Origin of the sequence: Pseudomonas sp., assembly GCF_030150285.1 — a bacterium.
GTDB lineage: Bacteria > Pseudomonadota > Gammaproteobacteria > Pseudomonadales > Pseudomonadaceae > Aquipseudomonas.
Genome location: NZ_JASLGE010000085.1, coordinates 1 through 19,976, shown reverse-complemented (window position 1 = coordinate 19,976; position 19,976 = coordinate 1). Strand labels below are relative to the sequence as shown.

Sequence of the window (19,976 nt, the reverse complement as noted above, 5' to 3'; positions counted from 1 at the left end):
TATTATCAGCAGCCACCCTCAATGCGCCCACATTTAACTGGAGTACAGGGCTCAGAACAGACGCGACACACATCCGCACAAGAATCGCCTTACACGCAAATCAATTCAAATGGATTTATTATTTTTTAAAGACAGCCAAATGAATTTATTGGCCGCCTCTTCTTTAAACAAGCTCCTTAAAACCAAACATGCCCGTTTAAACGCATACCCATAAAAAAAACGCCCTTGAACCAGGTTCAAGGGCGTCGGCTTCATGACAGTACGGGCGGGCGTCAGGCCACAGGCAGTTCCAGTGCAACCCGTCCTCGGCAAGGGCAACCATCCATGTAACGGTGCGCTTCAATATACTGGTCAAAGGGGAAAACACTTACATCCAGAGGCTGTAACACCCGGTCAGCGGTTAACTGATTAATATCGCGCAGGGCTCGCTGCAGCGCTTCTTCGTCTTGGGCAATACCCAGTTCCGGCCTGCCGGTGAAGTTGCCAATGCAGTGCACAAAGAACTGAATATTTTTCTGGAACGCTGCACAGGCCGGAAACGGTGTTTGATTGCCGCCCTGCAAGCCATACAGTACCAGGCTGCCGCGAGGAGCAAGCACATCGCCCAGCACCGACATTTGTGGGCCGCCCAGACCATCAAGCACCACGTCCACGCCCCGGTTCTGCGTAATCCTGTTGATTTCCATCAACAAGTCCTGCTCCTCGGTAACAATGACCTTGTCGGCACCCAGGGCCAACAGGCACTCACGTTCCTCCGCGTCGCGGGTGGCCGCGATCACCGTCACGCCCAGCGCCTTGCCCAATTGCACAAACGAGGGGCCGGCACAGTGGCTGGCATCGGTGATCAACACCGTTTGCCCGGGTTTGACCCGCGCCAGGTCCACATACGCGAAGTAGGCCATCAGCAACGGGGTGTAATGCACACTGGCCTCAATGGCTGTCAGTACCTGCGGGTAGCGTGTCAGGGCAGAGCGCGGCATCACAATCAACTCACCGTAAGTCGGGTAGTCATTGGCACTCTGGCCAGGAAAGCTCGCCACTTTGTCGCCCACGGCCAAATCGCTCACGCCTTCACCGACCGCCGTCACCACACCGGCCATTTCATGGCCGATACCGGCAGGCAGACGCGCCTGGGTCGGGGCCAGGTTCTGGCGCCACAGCACGTCATACCAACTGATGCCAATCGCCTCGACGCGCACCTGCACTTCGCCAGCCCTGGGCGCAGCGACCTCGTGCTCTTCGCACTTGAGCACCTCGGCCGAGCCAAACTTGTGAAAACGGATCGAGCGCGACATCACCAACCTCGCCAAATTAATCACTCATACCCCGGGACTTTATCCGGGCTTTGTGCGCAAGACTAACAGACAGCATTAATAGTCGACATGCCTGACATTGATCCGCCGTCATTTTGCCCAGCACACCTTTGAGGATTTTCCTATAGAACGCTGCCTTTGGCGCTGTAGATCAGGTGCTAGAACGCTTCAGAAAATTTACCCCAAACCCCCAGAACCCGCGCATCTTTTACTCGGTAAAACGTACGATTACCAATCTACCGAGTGACGATTAATCAATTTTGCCAGTAAGATTCATTCCCTAACGACCCGTTGGCCCGCCAGTGAACCCGCCCGATGAACCGTAACGACCTGCGCCGCGTCGATCTGAACCTGCTGATCGTCTTTGAAACCCTGATGCATGAACGCAGCGTGACCCGTGCGGCCGAAAAACTGTTTCTGGGGCAACCGGCTATCAGCGCGGCCTTGTCGCGCCTGCGCAACCTGTTTGACGACCCGTTGTTCGTACGCACTGGGCGCAGCATGGAGCCGACCGCACGGGCGAGTGAAATATTTGCCCTGCTGTCACCGGCGCTGGACTCGATTTCCACCGCCGTGAGCCGTGCGGCCGACTTCACCCCGGCCACCAGCACTTCGGTGTTTCGCGTGGGCTTGTCAGACGACGTCGAATTTGCCTTGCTGCCCATGCTGCTCAAGCGCTTGCGCGCCGAAGCACCGGGTATCGTACTGGTGGTGCGCCGGGTCAACTACATCCTGATGCCGCCGCTGCTGGCATCCGGTGAAATCTCGGTGGGTGTCAGTTACACCAGCGACCTGCCGGCCAACGCCAAGCGCAAAGTGTTGCGCCGCAGCAAACCCAAATTGTTGCGTGCCGACACCATGCCCGGAGCCCTGAGCCTGGACGACTTCTGCGCCCGCCCCCACGCGCTGGTGTCCTTTGCGGGCGACCTGAGCGGCTTTATCGATACCCAACTTGAAGCGCTGGGCCGCAAACGCCATGTCGTGCTGGCCGTACCGCAATTTAACGGCCTGAGTACCTTACTGGCCGGAACCGACATCATCGCCACCGTCCCCGACTACACCGCCGAAGCCCTGACTGCTGCCGGCGGCGTCCGCGCCGAAGACCCACCGCTGGACGTCCCCAGCTTCGAACTGCACATGGCCTGGCGCGGAGCCCAGGACAACGACCCGGGCGAACGCTGGCTGCGGTCGCGGATTCAAATGTTTTTCGGGGACCCGGAAAGTCTTTGACAGAGGCGTCTGAAATCGCTCTGGAATGCCTGTTTCAGACGGTTTTCAAGGTAATTTTTGATCCGCTGCCATCCGTCAAATACTGCTGAATCCACTTACTCTGGGGGCATATTTGGGGGCACGTCTGCTACTAAAAAAATGGCGTGCCCCCAAATATGAACTGAATCGCCCTGGGTTTCGTAGACACCACCTACCTCAATATTATCGGGGCGATGCTCACCTTAATGCTGGGCAGCTCGCCCGCGGGCACGCCGTATTCGACCTTTAGATTATCGAGCGACTGCTGCAAGCGCAGATGATTTGATGCGAAGCATCACAGGTAACGCGCGGCATCCATTCGATCATGCAACACGCGAATGATCGCAATCCCGTAATCGGTGATACGAAAATAAATCATGTGCCGCTCAACCCGGCTGCAACGGTAGCCCGGTCGAATGTAGTCACAGGCTTGGGCTGTCTTGGGCGACTGTGCTAACGCACCAAAAGCATCGGTGAGGATGTCGGTGTAGCGATGCGCTTGCTCCACGTTCCACCGTTGAACGGTGTAAGCCCAGATCACCTCCAGATCCCGCTCGACAGCCGGTGCAAGTCGGTACTCAGCCATGCTTGGCCAACATCCTCTGCTTGAAAGTATCGGGGTCAAATGGACGCGGCTCGCCGCTGGATTCACCGGCGATCAGCGCCGAACGAATTGCTTCCACTTCCGCGTTGCGCTCCTGCTCACGCCGGATCAGGTCGCGGATGTATTCGCTGTCATTGGTGTAGTACCCAGCATCAATCTGCGCTTTGATCCAACCATCCTGCTTGTCGGTCACAGTGATAGTTTTACGTACGGTTCCCATGATTCTGCCTCCGGCAACAATATCAACAGGGCGAAGGCTATCATACTATTGGTGCGAAATGACGCACATGAGCAATAACCTGAACACGATCCGGGCCAATTTGGCTGCGCATCCGCACCTTCTACTGCTGATCGCCCAGGACATCCGTCGTGGCGAAACCTGTATCGTGTTCGACCCCAAGGGCGATGCCGACCTGTTCAAGCGCGTCTATCAGGAATGCCGGTGCCCACGTCGTCGTGTACCTGGAACGGGTGGCGTTGGCTGTGGATGTCACAGTGGGCAGCTTTAAAAATGCCTCTGAGGCTTAGGTGTTCAATCAGGTCGATGTCGGTTGCTTCAACTGAAAATCCGTCAGTAACATTTCTCAGCACTCTTGTTGCACCCCTTCCCGGATGGCCATTGTACAAGGCTGGCTAATGCTTGATCGGGCAGACGAGGGTGAAAAAAGCGTGACCGCGACCACTTATCACCCTGCTCCGACGCCTCGGCTATCGCCAAATTTAAGGATCTGGCAGCCGGGTTAAATTCGACAACGGCGATCCCACAGCGATGATCAATCTGCACAAACCGCATCCGGGCAACGAACTCAAGGCCTAGATCAAACGCCAGATCGTCGAACAGTTGAAATCAGGAGGTCTGATCCCATGAGCAACCAGATGAAATACAAGGGCTACTACGGTTCGATAGAGGCCAGTACAGAGGACAACTGCCTGTACGGCAAACTCTTGTTTATTCGCCCTCTGGTCAGTTATGAAGGTGAGACTGTCGCCGAACTTCAGGCTGCGTTTCATGAAGCGGTGGATGATTATCTGGAGACCTGTCTGAAGCTCGGCCACAAACCGGAAACACCCTGCAAAGGCTCGTTCAATGTTCGTGTTGGCCATGATCTGCACATGGCTGCCGCGCTGGCAGCCAGCCGCAAGAACATGACGCTGAATGATCTGACTCGTCAGGCGTTGAATGACTATCTGGAGCTCACGAACTGATACCCATCATCCACTAGGCCACTGACAAACTGCTAACAGGCAAAGCCTCCACATTGGTGAGTAACGCCACGGGAAAGGCCAAGGTTTGAGTTCAACAATTGTCCACTCGATGGCAGTCTTGAACTGCATGGCGACTTCGTCACGGCACTGAAGTCACCATGCAGAATAATGCTGTGCTTTTTTCAGTCAGAGACATCTTTGATATTCACACTGCCAGGATTAACCCTGCTCAACACCTGCTTACTGTCATAAGGATTGGTCTCAAGGGACTGACCCAGAAACTTCCAGTTAGTAGAGTCTCTGTCGAAATACATCATGTTGAAGGCAACCGGAGCGATGGAGTTCTCATCATGATAATCATCAGGGCCGAATGAACCGATCTTGAGACCTGATATTTCTCTGACAAGATTATTTGTAGTCGCGCTCTCAGGATGCTGATTATGAAACACACGCATGTAACGATCATCTCTGAGATGTTCCCTGATTTCCAGCGAACACCCGTTCATACCCGGTGTGAAAGCGAAGGGGGCTGACTCCTGCGCGGTGGCATAACGTGGATCTTTGGGAATGTCCACATAACCCGGTGTACCATTTCCATTTTTGAATGGTATCCAGTGGGCATGTATCACTTTATCTCGATCGGCAGCCGTCGCGGCATTTACATGCTTGAGGATAAAATTACCCGTACTGGCGTCGAGAATAAGTGCGAAATGCCCCTGTTTAATCGTGTTATTCAACAGATCCCCGGTTAAACCATCACCCATTCTTATCACATGCCTGGCATCAACAGTATGGCCTTCAAGGAAGCTTTTCGGGTTCGCTTTGAAAGCAGCCGTGTGCTGGAGAGTTGCTGAAGACAAATCGCAAACACGGGTCGCGCTGGACGCTCGTGAGTGTTCAGATGTGTTTAAATACGCATGGTTGGTGTGATTGAAAAAAACTCTATTGAACATAATTAGCCTCCGAGCCGTTGTTTTGCGATTGAACGTCTTAGGCTCTGTACGAAACATATCTGCGCTCGGTGATATTGTGCTGAAAACAGGCTCAGAGCGCTTATTTATAATACGTAGAATCGTGCGCGCCCCGGCCGTTCCCCGCCTGTGTTCGCTTTGACTGACCTTCGCTGGCAAATATTTCGTACAGCGTCTGATCGTGACATATAAAACTAATCATTTTTCATAAAAAAGAGTTCCATCCCACCCATAAAAACACCTCAAAAGTTTTCTCGCCTTATTTGGAATAACTGCTCATACCGCGAACTGTAAAAGTTAATAGCTTTAAATAAAGATAATACCCTTAAATAAATAAACTAAAAAAATCATTAATGGTTAGCATTCATTTCCAACGGGTACAACCTGAAAACTCTGGAGATTCACCCCGTGCATAGCGACCGCATAAACTCAACACCTCCTGACTGCAGCCTGCGGATCACATCCGTCACTCTTTGTCATCGAACCTATGCAGCGAGCATGGCGCGCTCACCGAGGTAACAAGGGGGAAATAACTCAAACCCCCCGATATCAGGATCATACAAATGATGCCGTGACTGATGGCAACACTGGAATGGATACCTCAGCCGCCTGTTTTCGCAGGCACCCTCAATGGTTCCAGTGCAGTGAACATTTACGCTGCACACCGCTCGCACAGCACTTACAAAAAGCCTACAAGATCGGGGCCCATCTACATTGACTCACTCTGGCCGCAAAAATACGATGCGTCCCCCCCTGCGAGACGAATGTGAGAGGTACACCGTGATGGTTTCTTCACCGAACCGGTGGTGGGCGCTGCTGGCTGTGATGTTTGCCTTCTTGCCCATCGTGCTGGACATGACGATTCTGCACGTCGCCATTCCCTCGCTGACGCTGGCCCTGCAGGCCACGGGCACTGAGGTGTTGTGGATTATCGATATCTATCCGCTGTTGATGGCCAGCCTGTTGATTCCCATGGGCACTCTGGCTGACCGGGTCGGGCATCGGCGTTTGCTGCTGTCGGGGTTGTTGATTTTCACCCTGGGCTCTGTATTTGCAGCGTTCTCGACCTCGGCCGGGCTGTTGATTGCCTCCCGGGCATTTATGGCGGTCGGTTCGGCGATGGTCATTCCCTGCACCCTTGCCATCATTCGCCAGGCCTTTAGCGATGAGCGCGAACGCGCGACTGCATTGGGGATCTGGGGCGCGGTGGCGTCGGCAGGCGCGGCAATGGGCCCGCTGGTGGGGGGCGCATTGCTGGAGCACTTTTGGTGGGGCTCGGTGTTTCTGGTCAACGTGCCAGTGATGTTGGTGGTGCTGCCGATGGTGATGGCGTGTGCGCCGCGCCAGTCGGTGCTCGGCAAAGGCAATTGGACCCTGGGCCAGGCGGTAATTTTGATGATCGGCATACTGGCTACGGTGTATGCCATCAAGTCCAGTGTGAAGGAGGGCTCCCCTCTGTGGTTGACCGCGAGCGCACTGGTGCTCGGCCTGGGCATGCTGGCCTGGTTCGTTCACAAGCAGTTGCATGCCCCCGCACCGATGCTTGATATGAGCCTGTTCGCCAAACCCGCCATCAGTGCAGGCGTGGTGATGGCATTGGTGGTCATGGGCTCACTGGCGGGCGTTGAGCTGATGCTCGCACAAGAGCTGCAATTTGTGTTTGGCCGCACCGCTCTGGAGGCGGGCCTGTTTATGCTGCCGCTGATGATCGCGTCGGCGATCGGTGGCCCGCTGGCCGGGCTGGCCATGAGCTGGCTGGGCCTGCGGGCGGTGGCGAGCCTTTCACTGTTAATCTCGGCCGTCAGCCTGGCGGGCCTGGCCAACAGCAACTTTGACCACATGAGCCTGGGCGTGATCGGCCTGCTGGCCGTCTTGGGCTTTGCCCTCAGCATCGGGCTTACGGCGTCGTCGGTGGCGATCATGAGCAATACACCCGCTGAAAAAGCCGGGTCGGCCGGTGCTCTGGAAGCGACCAGCTATGACCTGGGGACCGGCCTGGGCATTACCGGCTTCGGGCTGTTGCTGACAGTCAGCTACGAACGCGCCATCCGCTTGCCGGATGGCCTGCCGAGTGCCCTGGCAGACACGGCAACGCGTTCCATCGGCGAAACACTGATGGCCGCCCACGCTTTGAGCGGCGAGCCCCGACACGCCCTGATCGACGCCGCTCGCGAAGCCTTCAGCACTTCCCACAGCGCCGTATTGCTGTCGGCGGCAGTGTTGATCGGCCTGTTGAGCGGGGTGGTGTTTTTGATATTGCGCACGAACACCACAGCGAGCAGCAGGCACTGAAGGGAGCGGTGCATGGGCAGTGATTACGCCACGGCCCCCGCGCCCCTTCAGGGCAGATCAAGCGCATAAAAGATCGCGAGCACGCTCGCAATCTTTTATGGCGGTCGCGGTTTTAAGCGCCTTCGAATTTAAACGCAGGCATGGGTTTGAACTGGCTGGACACTTCGCCCGAAAAAATCGTGCTCTGGTTTGGCCCCAGGTCGAGTTTTTTGACCTGGCCAGTGGCTTTTGAAAGGTCGAGCTTTTTCAAGTCCACCCAGAAGGTGTTCGGGGTCACGGCCGATTCGAAGAAGTACAAGCTGTTTTTGTGGTCGATCACCGAGCGCCAGCGCGTCGAGGAGATGTTCGGCTCGCCCGGGGTGGAGATGCCGTACGGTACCGAGACGTTGCGGATCACGCTGAATACACTGGCCAGCGAGAGGCGATCGTCCTGGTTTTGCGGCACGGCGTTGACGTAGAACGAGGCACGGGCAAAACGGTCCGCCGAGCGGTTGGTGCCCGGCAACATGACGGTGCCGCCCACGGACTGCCAATACGCGTTCATCGCCAATTGGGCCTCAAACGCCGGGGAGTTGGTCATCACCTGGTAGGCACGGCTGTGGTGGATCACCTGTTTGCCGTCGATGTATTCGATGATCGCGCTGTCACCCGACGCATCGGACATGGACAGGTGCAGCGTGGCCAGGCGGCTCTCGCCCGGTACCTGGGCGGTGACCACATTGAACGGCTCGGTCTTGAGCACTTCAACGGCCTCGGCCACGGTGGCGAAGTTATCCAGTACGTACTGCGCCCAGGCGGCGATGCTCAAGCCCGGTTTGTCTTTGCTGTAGGTCGGGTACTCGGACTCCACTAGCCACAGCAGGTTGGCCGACAGGCCGGCATCATTGACACCGTCGGTGGTGGAGATGTCGTAGCCGCTGGCGATCACGCTGCCGTATTTGGAGGTCCACTTGATCGATGTTGGCCCCACTTCGCCGTTACGCTCCATGCCTTTGGGGAATACCCACAGGTTGGTGGCCACGTCGGATTTCCAGTCCATCGAGCGGGCGGTAATCACATGTTGGTCATCGCCCAGGTACACCAGCCGGGTGCAGGCGTGTGCCACGGGAATAGAGAGCACGCAGCTGGACAGGGCCAATACCAGAGCTTTAAGAGAAGGCTTTTTCATTCCATTGATCCTTACTAGAAACGCATCGATAAACCGAGCACCGGCCCGCGTTGAGTGACGTCGTATTTGAACTTGTTGCCGGTAAAGTCATTGATTTTGTATTCCTGCGCGAGCACCCGGTAACCGACGCGCACAATGGTCGGGTGGTCCAGCAGGTACATCCGGTAGCCCAGGTAAGCTTGGGCGTTGTAGGTTTTTTTCGACGGTGTATCCAGCCCGCCCGTGTCCGCCTCGCCGGACAACGTCCAGCGCTCGTCCAGGTCCGCATGCATACGCAGCCCGATAAAGGGGTCAACCCAATCGGTTTTTTTCTTGGTGCTGAAGTTCACCGCGTCCAGGGTCAAGCGGGTCGACAACTTGGTCCAGCGCAAGCCGGCAGTGGGTTCAATGCGCCAGTTGCGCGGTTCGCCAAACACGGTGTTGCCCTGCAAGGTCTGTTCATACGCGCGGTAGTACACCCCCCCCGCGACGGTGGCCTGGGTGATGTCCAGGCCGAGCTTTTGCCCGAAGAGCCTTTCCGACTGCCGGGTCTTGGCGTACACCGTGTCGATATAAAAGCCGACCGTGCGGTTGGTGACTTCCACGTTGCCCATAAAGACCTTGTTCAGGTTACTGAACACATCCCGGAACCCCACATCCGCCTTGGTGCTGACCCCGGCCATTTCGACCTGGCCATTCATGGACGGAGCCCAGACAAAGGGGCTGACCAGCACCAGCCACTCATCCTGATCCTTCTCGGATGTGCTCTCGGCAGCCTGAACCCCGTTGCTGATACTCAATAATGAGCAGGCGAAAAACAGACCTTTGGGAATTCGCCGGGTGAAAACTGGCCTCAATGTCATTGCGCTTGTCGTCCTGATTGACGTGTAGGAATTTTCTTAGCGCAAAGTTTATAGCACAGCGTGTTTAAACGGGCGGTTTAATCGATTAGCGCCTTTGCCAGGAGGCCAGTTTTCGCGGGCAGGCTGGCGCCGCTGCGGACTTGCCGGTCAGGATGTACAGGCTGAACGAGCAACACAGCAACTGATCGGCTTGATGCCTAAAGGTTAAGGGGAAGCGAATGTAAAGTTGCGCATCTCGCCCACGTTTTCAAGATCCAGCAACTTAATGTTCGGATCTTGCGCCGCGAGATAAAATAGGCGTCCATAACTTCTTTGTGTATCACTCCCCGATCTGATGTCATTTTCAAGCAGTGCCAGTTCTTCAGCAGCATGATCATTGAGGTCATGGATGCTGGCTATTCGCGTGCCGTCCTTTTCGTGCAACCAAAGCCGCTCAGACTGTAGCCCATCATTGGGCGAAACGGATATATGCGCCTCAGCCGAGACAACATAGCCTTGAGCCGTAGCCTGACGAGGATTAATCACCACGTTGTCGGCAATCGGAACAACCTCCACGCCCCTCACATCAATCACATAAACAACCCCTTCTATTTGCTGGACCTGCGGGCTCGAGGGCACTGGAGACGAGTCCGCAGAAGACTCCCCAGCAGACCCGGAACGGCTGCTTGAGGGCCTGGGCGACGTGGCAAACTGGTCTCGATAACGCAATTGCCCGGCACTGGCAAAGTACTCTCCAAACGCATATTGCTGGGCATCCCTCAATTGAAAACTACTTGCCATCACCGTACCGGTGGTTGTCTGGTAAGTGTGCCCACCGCTGAATGCCATCATTCGGCCGTCCGCGCAAAGTGTTGAAGGCAGTCGATGATCACCTCGAAATACAGCCCCTATATCGGTGCGGTATAGCACATCATGCTCATTTTTCAGATACCCTCGGGAGAGGTAATACGCGTCCAAAAAATTCGAGTCGAACTCTCTAACCAAGCTGCGAGACTCATTACGGATGCTCCCTGAATGGCGTTGCATTTCAGTGATTCTTTCAGACGCTGATGCATGCAGCGCATCGAACCGGTGCAGGTCATCTGCCTTATTCGAAGCCAGTTTCCACTGCTGCGCCCAATCCGGAATGGTCCCGGTGAGACATAGCTCATTGAAAAACCGCGTCCGCGTTTCTCCTGTCATATTAAAACTGCCCCATAGCTGCTCTATCGCTTCTTTGGAGCGAGTTTTGTCCAGACGCCAGAGCGCATTCAACGCTGGAATATAGGTGTGATCCTCATGCCGCCAATAACCCGGAATCAGGAATTGCTGCGCCCATCGAGGGATCGCACTCTCTTGTTCGATCGCTTCCAACAACAGCTGGTACTTACTGATCCTCGAGTCTTTGGGGAAATCAAAGCCCCGCAAAAAATGGTGAGCCTGAATATCTGAACGCCCGGAATAAAGACGCTTGGTCCATTCCAGTAAGGGTACAAGCTGGGAAGACTCAATCTGAAGTTCCACGGCCATTTGCAGGTTTCTTTCGTACTCGGCACTTCTGAGCACGTTCAGAAAGGCCTGTGGCTGGGCCTCAATAAAGCCATTGTTATTCATCAGGAAATAAGGGCCCGACCCCCGCGTTATAGCCCTTGAATCGACGATCCTGAGCCTGTTGGACGGGCCAGCCACTTGAACCTCAAATATATACACATCAAACTCAACGTACTGCTTGTTATCCAGGGCATAGAGACCGGAAAACTTTCCTGACTCTTGCACTTTTGACGCTTTCGATAGTTCAACCTTAATCGCCAGCATCGTGCGTTCGACGGCGTCATCTGTCGTATACAAGCGTGGTCCAAAGGGTACACCGGACAGAGAGTCAACCAGCACATGGGCAGGGTCAATTCGCGTTGCAATGTTTCGCACAGGGACATGATCAATACCCTCAAACATGAACAACTCATCGCCCGTGGCCAGTGGTTTCCAGTACCCGGGGTCAACCACCGCCAGGTCACTGACCAGATTATAATGACCCGCCTGCCCAGTGAGTTCCTTGGCGCTTTGACGAAAGTGCTGTAACCCGTTGCTGATCAATGCGTAAGAGCGCTGCCCTCTTGCCAATGCACGCTTGCCCCCCCATTTGAGAAGACGCCCTACACCTTGCAGAAGAGCCACGGGGTCTGGAAGTATTTCCTTGCTCAATGAGATAAGTAATTGACCGGCCAAGGGGGCCAGTTTGGGAATAACCACTCGAAAACCAAGGCCCGCGGAGAGTTTCAGCACCCGCGTTGTCCCCCCCAGAAATTTACCGATGGGCAAAAATATAAGCAGGTCCGTGACAGCACTTAACGTTGCTTGCTCAATCCGGTCAGGATCGACTGACAACAGATCCTCCAAGGTTCCCCAAAACGGCAAAAACCATTTCAACAACACCACAAGCGGGCTCTCTTCTTCAAGCGAGGTTATACCTTTGCATTTCGAATAGAGCGCCCGCTCGTTTACATAGAATAAATGCTGCGCAATGGTTTGAGTGATCGCTTGCGTGCGCAACGACGTCAAGGTTTTGGGCGTGGGCGGTTGCGCACGCACATCCAGGTTCGCCAGCAGCAATTCACCCAATGGGTCGGCAATAAACGTTGATGTTTTGCCAGCTTCGGGCCGGGTGCCTTTCTGGTAGGCCGCCCAGTCAAAGGGCATGGAGGTACCGTTTCGTGCCAGATAGGTATACGTGCTCAACCCGCTGCCACCAATTTGCAGATCCTGCATGACCCCGCCAACGACCAGGTTAAAGTCATGGGGCAAGGGATTGATGATCATTTCTCGCGCGAACACTTCGTAAAATCGCGTGATGTTCAAATAGTTGGTTTTTAAAATAAAACCAAATCGCCCTACGCTGTCACTCTTGATGCGGTCCACTTTACCCGGCTCTTCGTAGCCGATGACCTGCCTTAACGTGTACATCTGGACCTGGCCGTTTTCCAACGCTATGCGATCAACACGCGGGAGCCTTGCCAGCAACGTCGCGATCACCACTTGGTAGCCTGCCTTGGCAGCCGAGAGAAAGGCTGCATAATCTTGCTCAAAATTCAACGCCACTAACCGCCGGTACGCCTTGATAAAGGCAGCATGCTGTTCAAGGTTCTGCGCGGTAGGCTCCACACGCCGGTCGTAATAAGGTTGCCATTGATTGAGGTCTTTCTCAGAGGCATAAACATCCAGCAGCGTGGCTACTGCGGTGCCTGGTCCAACCAAACGCCGTTCAGGCGAGAGCTTGAACAGAGCCAGCTCTGCCCGGGCCTTGGCCATTCGATCGGGAGGCAACGCGGATAAAGCCCTGGCCGAGGTAAGCAGCAATCGCTCATGACGATCCAGTTGAGCCGCGACGTATTCAATATCGTGCGGCTTATAGTCGGCAAACGGTTTGCAAGGCACAATGCCATGCACCACCGCCCAAACAATCGCGGGTTCCATCCGGGCTGCTGCAAACGCGACAGCCTTTTCTCTGACTACCTGCGTTTGGTTCGCGGCTGCGTCTTCCAGGGTTTGACTGCCCATCCTAACTACGAGCGCAGTGATGTCCTGGAAACTCATCCGCCACGCGGCGTCGCTATTTATCGCTTGAGCAAGGTTGACGCCATGCTTGAACGTCAACCACCTGACAGAGCCATAGCTCAAGTCATTCGGAATATCACGAATAAAAAAATCAGCGGACAAATTTCCGCGCATCACGCGTTCCAGCAGGTATGAAAAGGCCTTGGAGGAGGCTTTGCCAGCATCCAATAACGCCTCCTGACGCTCAGCCTGCAAACGCGCATAGCTTTTCCCCCACATGGACAAGGCCCCACAGGGCGTGGTGTTATCCCAGACATCGCCAGGGCTCGCCTGCCCATCTACCAACGCCACGGCTTTGCATACCAATTGCGCCAAAAAAACTGGCGTAATCTGTTCCCCAGGTTCGCTGCCATACCAGCTCAACGACTGGATCAACTCACGACCCAACTGCTGAGCCGTTGCGGAAAGAAGCAGCACTTCAAGCGCTGCTGTGGGGGTGACACTGGCGTACTTTGTGACCAACACTTGGTCTGATTCGGGTAAGGCTTGCCAGAGCGTATCTAACAGATGCGCAGGGCTCGCGGTCGTGTGAGAGGCCTCTTGCGCGGCGATAAACTGCTGCGCACGCTCAACCACTGCTTTTATGCTGAGGTCATTGAGGACAACATCCACCAGCGGGGTACCCGTCACCATGCGTAAGTTTAAAGAAGCTCGTAGTTCGCATAGAGCATTCACCACCTTCGTTCTTTGCTCGACGTCCTGCGGTAAACCCAGGCCGTATCGCTTGAGCAATACTGCCAGACTCACCGAGTGAAACGGCGCGGTCTTCCAGAAAAACAGTGAATCTGGATGCGTTTCCACATAGTGTTGATGAACCACTAACTCAACACTTGGATGGGGGGGGGCCACGATATCCAGTGCAAGACTCGAGAACGGGTGCGCTCTGACCCCAGAGGTCAGGTTATAACCCAATGCTGCCAGCATTTTCTCAAGATCGATCAATTCTGCAGCATGCGCCTTGGCAGCAGCACTTTGAGTCATGGCATAGTGGGCTGCACATTCGTCCCTGGAGTCAATCATGTGAACAAGGTTGGCCCAGACCATATCCGGATCGCCGTACAGGGTTGCTGAACTCAGCGCATAAAAAAACTCTGTTCCCTGATAATGTTGATTGGGCGAGCGATCACCCTTTATTTTTCGCATTAATACTTGCTCAAGCGACTGCGTAAAAACGGGCCGTCTAACGTCCACACTGTCTGAATTATCACTATCCGTGACATAACCATTGACATAATAGGCATCAAGATTAAAGCGTTGTTCTACGGGAAGTTTAGCCTGTAGGCGTTTCAGATCAGGGGCATGTTCAATTAATTGAGCCAGAAAAATCGAGGATATATCAGTCTGTTCAACTTTAGCCGTGCGCTCCAGTATTTTTACCTCCCTGACCTTCAATAATTCACTCACCCTGAAAAGGGCTCGTAAATCAATTGACGCGTCCAGTCGAGCAAGCGGCTCATCGGGTAAATGCCTAACGCAATACTGTAAATCCAGGTACTGCTTTCTTATAAACTGGTCTAACAGTTCTGCAAAAACATGGTTCGCCGTAAACGGACGACTCCTGACACCCCTGAAATAAAGCTGCTTAATGTTGGCTAATTCTTCAATGCCCAAGCAAGGTAAAAACAAACTGATTTTTTCGGGTTCTGTGCACCAAACATCCTGCATTTGTTGTTGAAAGTGGGCCCCATTGGCAAACTCTTCTATCCCGCGCCCCTGGATCAGTAAAACAATAGGCCTGGTCGTTTTTTCAGGTAAGTGCCGCCGGCTTTCAGTCAGCACAAAAGCCCCTTTAAGCGCTAGGTAACTACTGTCTGCATTGGCGACTTCAAGGGCGAACACCCCAGGGGGTTCCTCGCCAGAAGACGGCCCCCCCAGCGTAAGCGGTGCGGTTAATGTTGTAATGAGCTTATGGCTGAACACTGACAGAGTACGATCACTTAATCGCAAATGCGCTTCGGTTTGACGTTGTGCCGCAAGTGCGTCGGCCAACCAGCTTTTAGGTGTTTGCTTAACCCCCACGCCGAAAAAATGTCTACGACTGGCCATTAAACAACGATCACGCAACTCAGCGTAGCTCAGCCTCGCTACCCGATAACGTCCCGAAGACAATAGCGGGTCCTCGTAAGCGTACACTTCGACGTTGGCAGTGACGTCTCTGAGTATCGAATACCCGAGCAACTGTTGTTTGCCTCTGTACTCATCAAATACCTCAGTCAGGCTAACGCGCTTCAGATGTAACGCCGGCAACTCGGGACAGTGAACAAACAGTCTGTCAGGGTCATGTTGCTGGGGGGTATCCATATCGGCAAACAATGATGTAAAACACAGCATCAGTTCATCTTTCGGCGTCCACTCCAAATAACCCATGGTCTCTATATATGACAGCGCTACAGGCACCTTCAACGGCGGCTGTCTACTCAAGATTTGAAGTGCCAGATCAGCCGTATTGACGAGTGAGCTTATCAAACTTTTTTGTGCGGCCGTGTTTACGTCCGTAGGCTTAACACTATTTCGCGCAACGGCGCGCGTTACCCCGCTGTCATCAACCATCGTAAATCCCCTCACACAATGAACAAACCCGTTGCGCCGCTCAACACGCTTCTGGGCAAGGAGATTTTCAACGCATTACATTTCTGGCAGGCACTACATACTTATCGCAGGTATTCTCAAGTGCAGCTTTTGGCAAGATTGCTGACTCATCCGGCTCCAGGGGGCAGCGTCGTTTCACCAGGCATCGCGCGCAAGGTCATCCACCAAAATATCAACGCTGTCAGGCTCACAGCCGCCCCCACCAGGCACACGCCCTGCCAGCCCGCGTAGGCGTACGCTGCAGTGGAACCGATCGCCCCGAGCCCGCTGCCCACGGCATAGAACATCATATAAAGGCCGATCAACCGACTGTGGGCGTGCGGCCGGGTACGCAGGATCAGGGTTTGGCTGGTGACGTGCAACGCTTGGCCAGCCAGGTCGAGCAGCACGATACCGATCACCAGCGCCCACAAAGAGCGCTCCATCAACGACAGAGGCCACCAAGCCACTGATAGCGCCATAAGCGCCACCGCACTCGTGCGCTGGGCATAGCCCCGGTCGACCCATTGCCCGGCACGTCCCGCCGCCAGCGCCCCCACCACGCCGACCAGGCCAAACGCGCCAATCAGCGTGTGCGAAAACTGGAACGGGGGCGCACTCAAGGCCAGCACCAACGCGCTCCAGAAAGTCGTGAAGGCCGCAAACATCAGCAGCGCCAGCAGGCCCCGTACCTGCAGCACCTTTTCCTGGCGCAGCAGGGTCACCATCGACGCAATCAAACGCGGGTAACTCAGGCTATTCACCACGGCGGGCAACACCGGCAGGCGGTACCAGAGCGGGGCTGCAAGGCCGAGCATCAACACGGCGCAGCTCAAGTACACGCCGCGCCAACCGGCCAAATCACTGACTGCGCCCGAAAACACTCGGGCCAACAGCAAGCCGATAAAGACGCCTCCCTGTGCAGCCCCCACCACGCGGCCCTGCTCTTCGGGTGCCGCTGCACTCGCCGCATAGGCAATCAGCCCCTGAGTCATGGCCGTGCCCAGCATCCCCACCAGTAGCAGGGCCGCCAGCAACGCTGACGCCGATTGCGCCATACCTGTGGCGATCAGCGCCACCACCAGAAGCAGCAGTTGCACGGCCATCAAACGGCGGCGATCGACACGATCGCCCAGCGGCACCAGCAACAACAACGCCAGCGCACAACCTATTTGTGTGGCTGTGATCACGCCACCGACAGCGCCCTGGCTGATGTTGAATTCTTGCGCCAGAGCGTCCAACAGAGGCTGCGCGTAATACACATTGGCCACGCTCATGCCGCTGGCAAGCGCAAACAGCCACACCACGCTGCGGGGTAATACACGGGGGGAATCAGGCATTTTCATGGGAAGCGAGCGTCCAATCTAGTTGCAAAATGAAACTGATTGCACGGTAATTTATCAAGTTTTAAAATGCAACTACACTAGTTCTTCCTTTCCCCACACCAGGACAAACCATGCCTCGTTCTGCCCCCTTGACCGATGAGCCTTGCCCGGTCGCACGTACCCTGGCGGTTGTCGGTGATCGCTGGTCGCTGTTGATCGTGCGCGATGCCTTCGACGGCGCGCGCCGCTTCGGTGATTTTCAACGCAATTTGGGGGTGGCCCGCAATATCCTTACAGATCGCCTGCGCAAGCTGGTGGACGCTGGCGTTCTTCAATTACAGGCCGCTTCGGACGGCACCGCGTATCAGGAGTATGTGTTGACGGCCAAGGGAGAAGGCCTGTTCCCCATGGTGGTGGCGCTGCGCCAATGGGGTGAAGCGCATCTGTTCGCGCCTGGGGAGCGCCATTCAGTGCTGATCGACACGCACACCGGCAAACCGCTGGCCCCCATGCTCGCGCGTAACGAGGAAGGTGCCGTGCTACAGCCCGGCGCTACCGCCGTGAAGAAAGTGCAATAAACGTTGCGAGAAGCCGGTATTGGTCGTTTTTCAGCCCCGGACTTAAAGCCTTGAGGGCCATCAAGCACGAACCGTGCATAAGGCGTTTATGCATAACGCATAGGGTTATTTGCCCGTACTGCTTTGATTTTTGCCTACCTATACTCGAACCAAACCTCTGGCCATGGGCCAGCCTCCCGTCCCAATAAAAAAAATAAGGACGATTGCCATGCACCCTGCTCAGCCCTTTATCACCGCTCGCGACTTCCTGCTGGCCCACCGCACCGATTACGACACCGCTGTACGCGACTTCCGCTGGCCGCAGTTGGAGACGTTCAACTGGGCGCTGGATTATTTCGACACCCTGGCCCAAGGCAACCAAGCCAATGCCCTGTGGATCGTCGAAGAAGACGGCAGTGAGCAGCGCTACAGCTTCGCGCACCTGTCGGCGCGCTCCAATCAGGTGGCTAACCATTTACGTGCGCTGGGGGTTAAGCGCGGCGAACGCATCCTGTTAATGCTGGGTAACGACGTAGCCCTGTGGGAGACCATGCTCGGGGCCTTCAAACTCGGAGCCGTGGTCATTCCAGCCACGGCGTTGCTGACCGCCGAAGACCTGCAAGACCGTATCGAACGCGGCAATGTACGGCACCTGGTGGTGGGCAGCGCCCATGTCGACAAATTCGCCGGGCTCGGCCAGGGCTGCAGCCGTGTGTGCGTCGGAGCTGCTCCGGCAGGCTGGGTGGCCCATAGTGCCGCCAGTGAATACAGCGAACAGTTTGAAGCCGATGCCCAGACACACGCCACCGACCCAATGCTGCTGTATTTCACCTCGGGCACCACCTCCAAACCCAAAATGGTGTTGCACAGCCATCAGAGCTACCCGGTTGGCCATTTGTCGACCCTGTACTGGATCGGCCTGCAACCGGGCGACCTGCACCTCAATATTTCATCACCGGGCTGGGCCAAACACGCCTGGAGCTGCTTCTTTGCGCCTTGGAACGCCGGGGCCTGCATCTTTATTCACAACGTCGCCCGCTTCAGTGCGCCCGCCCTGCTCAACGCCCTTGAGACCTACGGCGTGACCAGCTTGTGTGCGCCGCCCACTGTGTGGCGCATGTTGATCCAGGAAGACCTGGCCAGCTACCGCCCACGGCTCAAACTGCGTGAACTGGTGGGGGCGGGCGAGCCGTTGAACCCGGAAATCATCGAACAGATCCAGCTCGCCTGGGGGTTACCGCTGCGCGACGGCTTCGGCCAATCGGAAACCACCGCCCTGGTGGGCAACACCCCCGGCCAAACCCTCAAACCTGGCTCAATGGGGCGACCCTTGCCGGGATACCAAGTGACCATGCTCGACCCGGACAGCCTGCCTGCGGCGGAAGGTGAAGTGGCTCTGCCCCTGCAAGGACGGCCCCTGGGCCTGATGCTGTGCTATGAAGACAGCCCCGAAAAAACCGCCGAAGTCATGCGCGACGGCTACTACCGCACCGGCGACACTGCACAAATTGATGCCGACGGCTACATCACCTTTGTGGGCCGTGCCGATGATGTATTTAAAGCCTCTGACTACCGCATCAGCCCGTTCGAACTGGAAAGCGCCTTGATCGAGCACCCGGCGGTGATGGAAGTGGCCGTGGTACCCAGCCCGGACCCACTGCGCCTGGCGGTGCCCAAGGCGTACCTGATCCTTACCGGCGGTTCGCTGGCAACGGCCGAATTGGCATGCAGCATCCTGGCCTTCGCCCGCGAGAACCTGGCCCCTTATAAACGGGTAAGACGCATTGAATTCGTGACTGAATTGCCGAAAACCATCTCGGGAAAAATCCGCCGCGTCGAACTGCGACAAATGGAAGTGCTGCAACGCCAGAGCGGTGAGCGCGGCACCCACGAGTACCACGAAGAAGACTTTGTAGAGATCAAGGGGTGACCGAGCCTTGCGAGGCTACGTCCGGCGCCGAAGGCGTCGTGAAACCAGACAGCGCGGTGTTCCTGGTAGATTCGGAATTCAGGTTTTACGATCGCTGCGCAATCGGACGTAGCCTCGTTCTACTCGTCAACTGCTACGGAACGCGCCGCACGCGCTGTTGATCTTGATCTTGATCTACAAGCCCCTTTCGGCAGGCCGAGAGCAGGTTCTGCGTAGAGGATTGACCGGCATGGATGCCGGGAAAGCCGTGTCGGGCCAAGGATGGCCCGTCTCGGCGTGCCCTCGAAGCGGGACCGGAGCGAGGGAACCTGAGCGCAGCGAAGGCCGAACGTCGGGGCAAGGCCTTTTTGGTTCCTTTTGT

The 19,976-nt window shown here is 55.8% G+C and carries 14 protein-coding genes and 2 pseudogenes; 8 read left to right on the top strand and 8 right to left on the bottom strand.

The annotated features are described in order from the left end of the window. Positions 1-272: 272 nt before the first annotated feature. Positions 273-1,295 carry a zinc-dependent alcohol dehydrogenase family protein gene (locus Q1W15_RS19990; protein WP_300731271.1) on the bottom strand — a complete coding sequence of 341 codons (1,023 nt, stop codon included), beginning with the start codon at positions 1,293-1,295 and terminating at the stop codon, positions 273-275. Between the two features lie 333 nt (positions 1,296-1,628). Between Q1W15_RS19990 and Q1W15_RS19985 the strand changes: the two genes are divergently transcribed. Continuing rightward, positions 1,629-2,543: a LysR family transcriptional regulator gene (locus Q1W15_RS19985; RefSeq protein WP_300731268.1), complete on the top strand. Its 915-nt coding sequence runs from the start codon at positions 1,629-1,631 to the stop codon at positions 2,541-2,543. Between the two features lie 313 nt (positions 2,544-2,856). On the opposite strand, the gene Q1W15_RS19980 is transcribed toward Q1W15_RS19985, so the two are convergent. Continuing rightward, entirely contained in the window at positions 2,857-3,147 is a 291-nt protein-coding gene (locus tag Q1W15_RS19980; RefSeq protein WP_300731266.1) for a type II toxin-antitoxin system RelE/ParE family toxin, read from the bottom strand. Further along, positions 3,140-3,385 carry a type II toxin-antitoxin system ParD family antitoxin gene (locus Q1W15_RS19975; protein ID WP_300731263.1) on the bottom strand — a complete coding sequence of 82 codons (246 nt, stop codon included), beginning with the start codon at positions 3,383-3,385 and terminating at the stop codon, positions 3,140-3,142. The genes Q1W15_RS19980 and Q1W15_RS19975 overlap by 8 nt, the downstream gene beginning before the upstream one ends. A 67-nt stretch (positions 3,386-3,452) precedes the next feature. Between Q1W15_RS19975 and Q1W15_RS19970 the strand changes: the two genes are divergently transcribed. From Q1W15_RS19970 to Q1W15_RS19960, 3 genes and pseudogenes are all read left to right on the top strand, one after another. Beyond that, positions 3,453-3,674, top strand: a complete 222-nt coding sequence (locus tag Q1W15_RS19970) for a hypothetical protein (protein ID WP_300731260.1) — start codon at positions 3,453-3,455, stop codon at positions 3,672-3,674. Positions 3,675-3,850: 176 nt separating this feature from the next. Continuing rightward, positions 3,851-3,982: pseudogene (locus tag Q1W15_RS19965) on the top strand (type II toxin-antitoxin system HicA family toxin); the annotation flags it as partial. Positions 3,983-4,029: 47 nt separating this feature from the next. Continuing rightward, positions 4,030-4,371 carry a type II toxin-antitoxin system HicB family antitoxin gene (locus Q1W15_RS19960; RefSeq protein ID WP_300731257.1) on the top strand — a complete coding sequence of 114 codons (342 nt, stop codon included), beginning with the start codon at positions 4,030-4,032 and terminating at the stop codon, positions 4,369-4,371. Between the two features lie 182 nt (positions 4,372-4,553). Here Q1W15_RS19960 and Q1W15_RS19955 read toward each other — a convergent pair whose 3' ends face one another. After that, a complete protein-coding gene (locus Q1W15_RS19955) occupies positions 4,554-5,324 on the bottom strand; it encodes a hypothetical protein (RefSeq protein WP_300731254.1) in 771 nt (256 codons plus the stop codon). 620 nt (positions 5,325-5,944) lie between these two features. Between Q1W15_RS19955 and Q1W15_RS24560 the strand changes: the two are divergent. Together Q1W15_RS24560 and Q1W15_RS19950 are read left to right on the top strand one after the other, a co-directional pair. Next, positions 5,945-6,025: pseudogene (locus Q1W15_RS24560) on the top strand (His-Xaa-Ser repeat protein HxsA); the annotation flags it as partial. 100 nt (positions 6,026-6,125) lie between these two features. Next, positions 6,126-7,634, top strand: coding sequence for an MFS transporter (locus tag Q1W15_RS19950; RefSeq protein WP_300731251.1), 1,509 nt, complete (start codon positions 6,126-6,128; stop codon positions 7,632-7,634). A 112-nt stretch (positions 7,635-7,746) separates the two neighbouring features. On the opposite strand, the gene Q1W15_RS19945 is transcribed toward Q1W15_RS19950, so the two are convergent. The 4 genes from Q1W15_RS19945 to Q1W15_RS19930 all read right to left on the bottom strand — a co-directional run bounded on the left by Q1W15_RS19945 (position 7,747) and on the right by Q1W15_RS19930 (position 17,143). Then, positions 7,747-8,802 (bottom strand): linear amide C-N hydrolase, encoded by a 1,056-nt coding sequence (locus Q1W15_RS19945; RefSeq protein WP_300731249.1) that lies wholly within the window; start codon positions 8,800-8,802, stop codon positions 7,747-7,749. Positions 8,803-8,816: 14 nt separating this feature from the next. Continuing rightward, on the bottom strand, positions 8,817-9,644 hold the full coding sequence (locus Q1W15_RS19940) for a hypothetical protein (RefSeq protein ID WP_300731246.1): 828 nt from the start codon (positions 9,642-9,644) through the stop codon (positions 8,817-8,819). A gap of 204 nt (positions 9,645-9,848) precedes the next feature. After that, positions 9,849-15,785, bottom strand: coding sequence for a hypothetical protein (locus Q1W15_RS19935; RefSeq protein WP_300731243.1), 5,937 nt, complete (start codon positions 15,783-15,785; stop codon positions 9,849-9,851). A gap of 146 nt (positions 15,786-15,931) precedes the next feature. Continuing rightward, positions 15,932-17,143: an MFS transporter gene (locus Q1W15_RS19930; RefSeq protein WP_300731460.1), complete on the bottom strand. Its 1,212-nt coding sequence runs from the start codon at positions 17,141-17,143 to the stop codon at positions 15,932-15,934. 116 nt (positions 17,144-17,259) lie between these two features. On the opposite strand from Q1W15_RS19930, the gene Q1W15_RS19925 reads away from it, so the two are divergent. Next, the gene (locus Q1W15_RS19925; RefSeq protein ID WP_300731240.1) at positions 17,260-17,706 is read left to right on the top strand and encodes a helix-turn-helix domain-containing protein; all 447 of its coding nucleotides are present in this window, start codon (positions 17,260-17,262) and stop codon (positions 17,704-17,706) included. A gap of 208 nt (positions 17,707-17,914) precedes the next feature. Further along, positions 17,915-19,615, top strand: a complete 1,701-nt coding sequence (locus Q1W15_RS19920) for an AMP-binding protein (protein WP_300731237.1) — start codon at positions 17,915-17,917, stop codon at positions 19,613-19,615. Positions 19,616-19,976 lie beyond the last annotated feature (361 nt).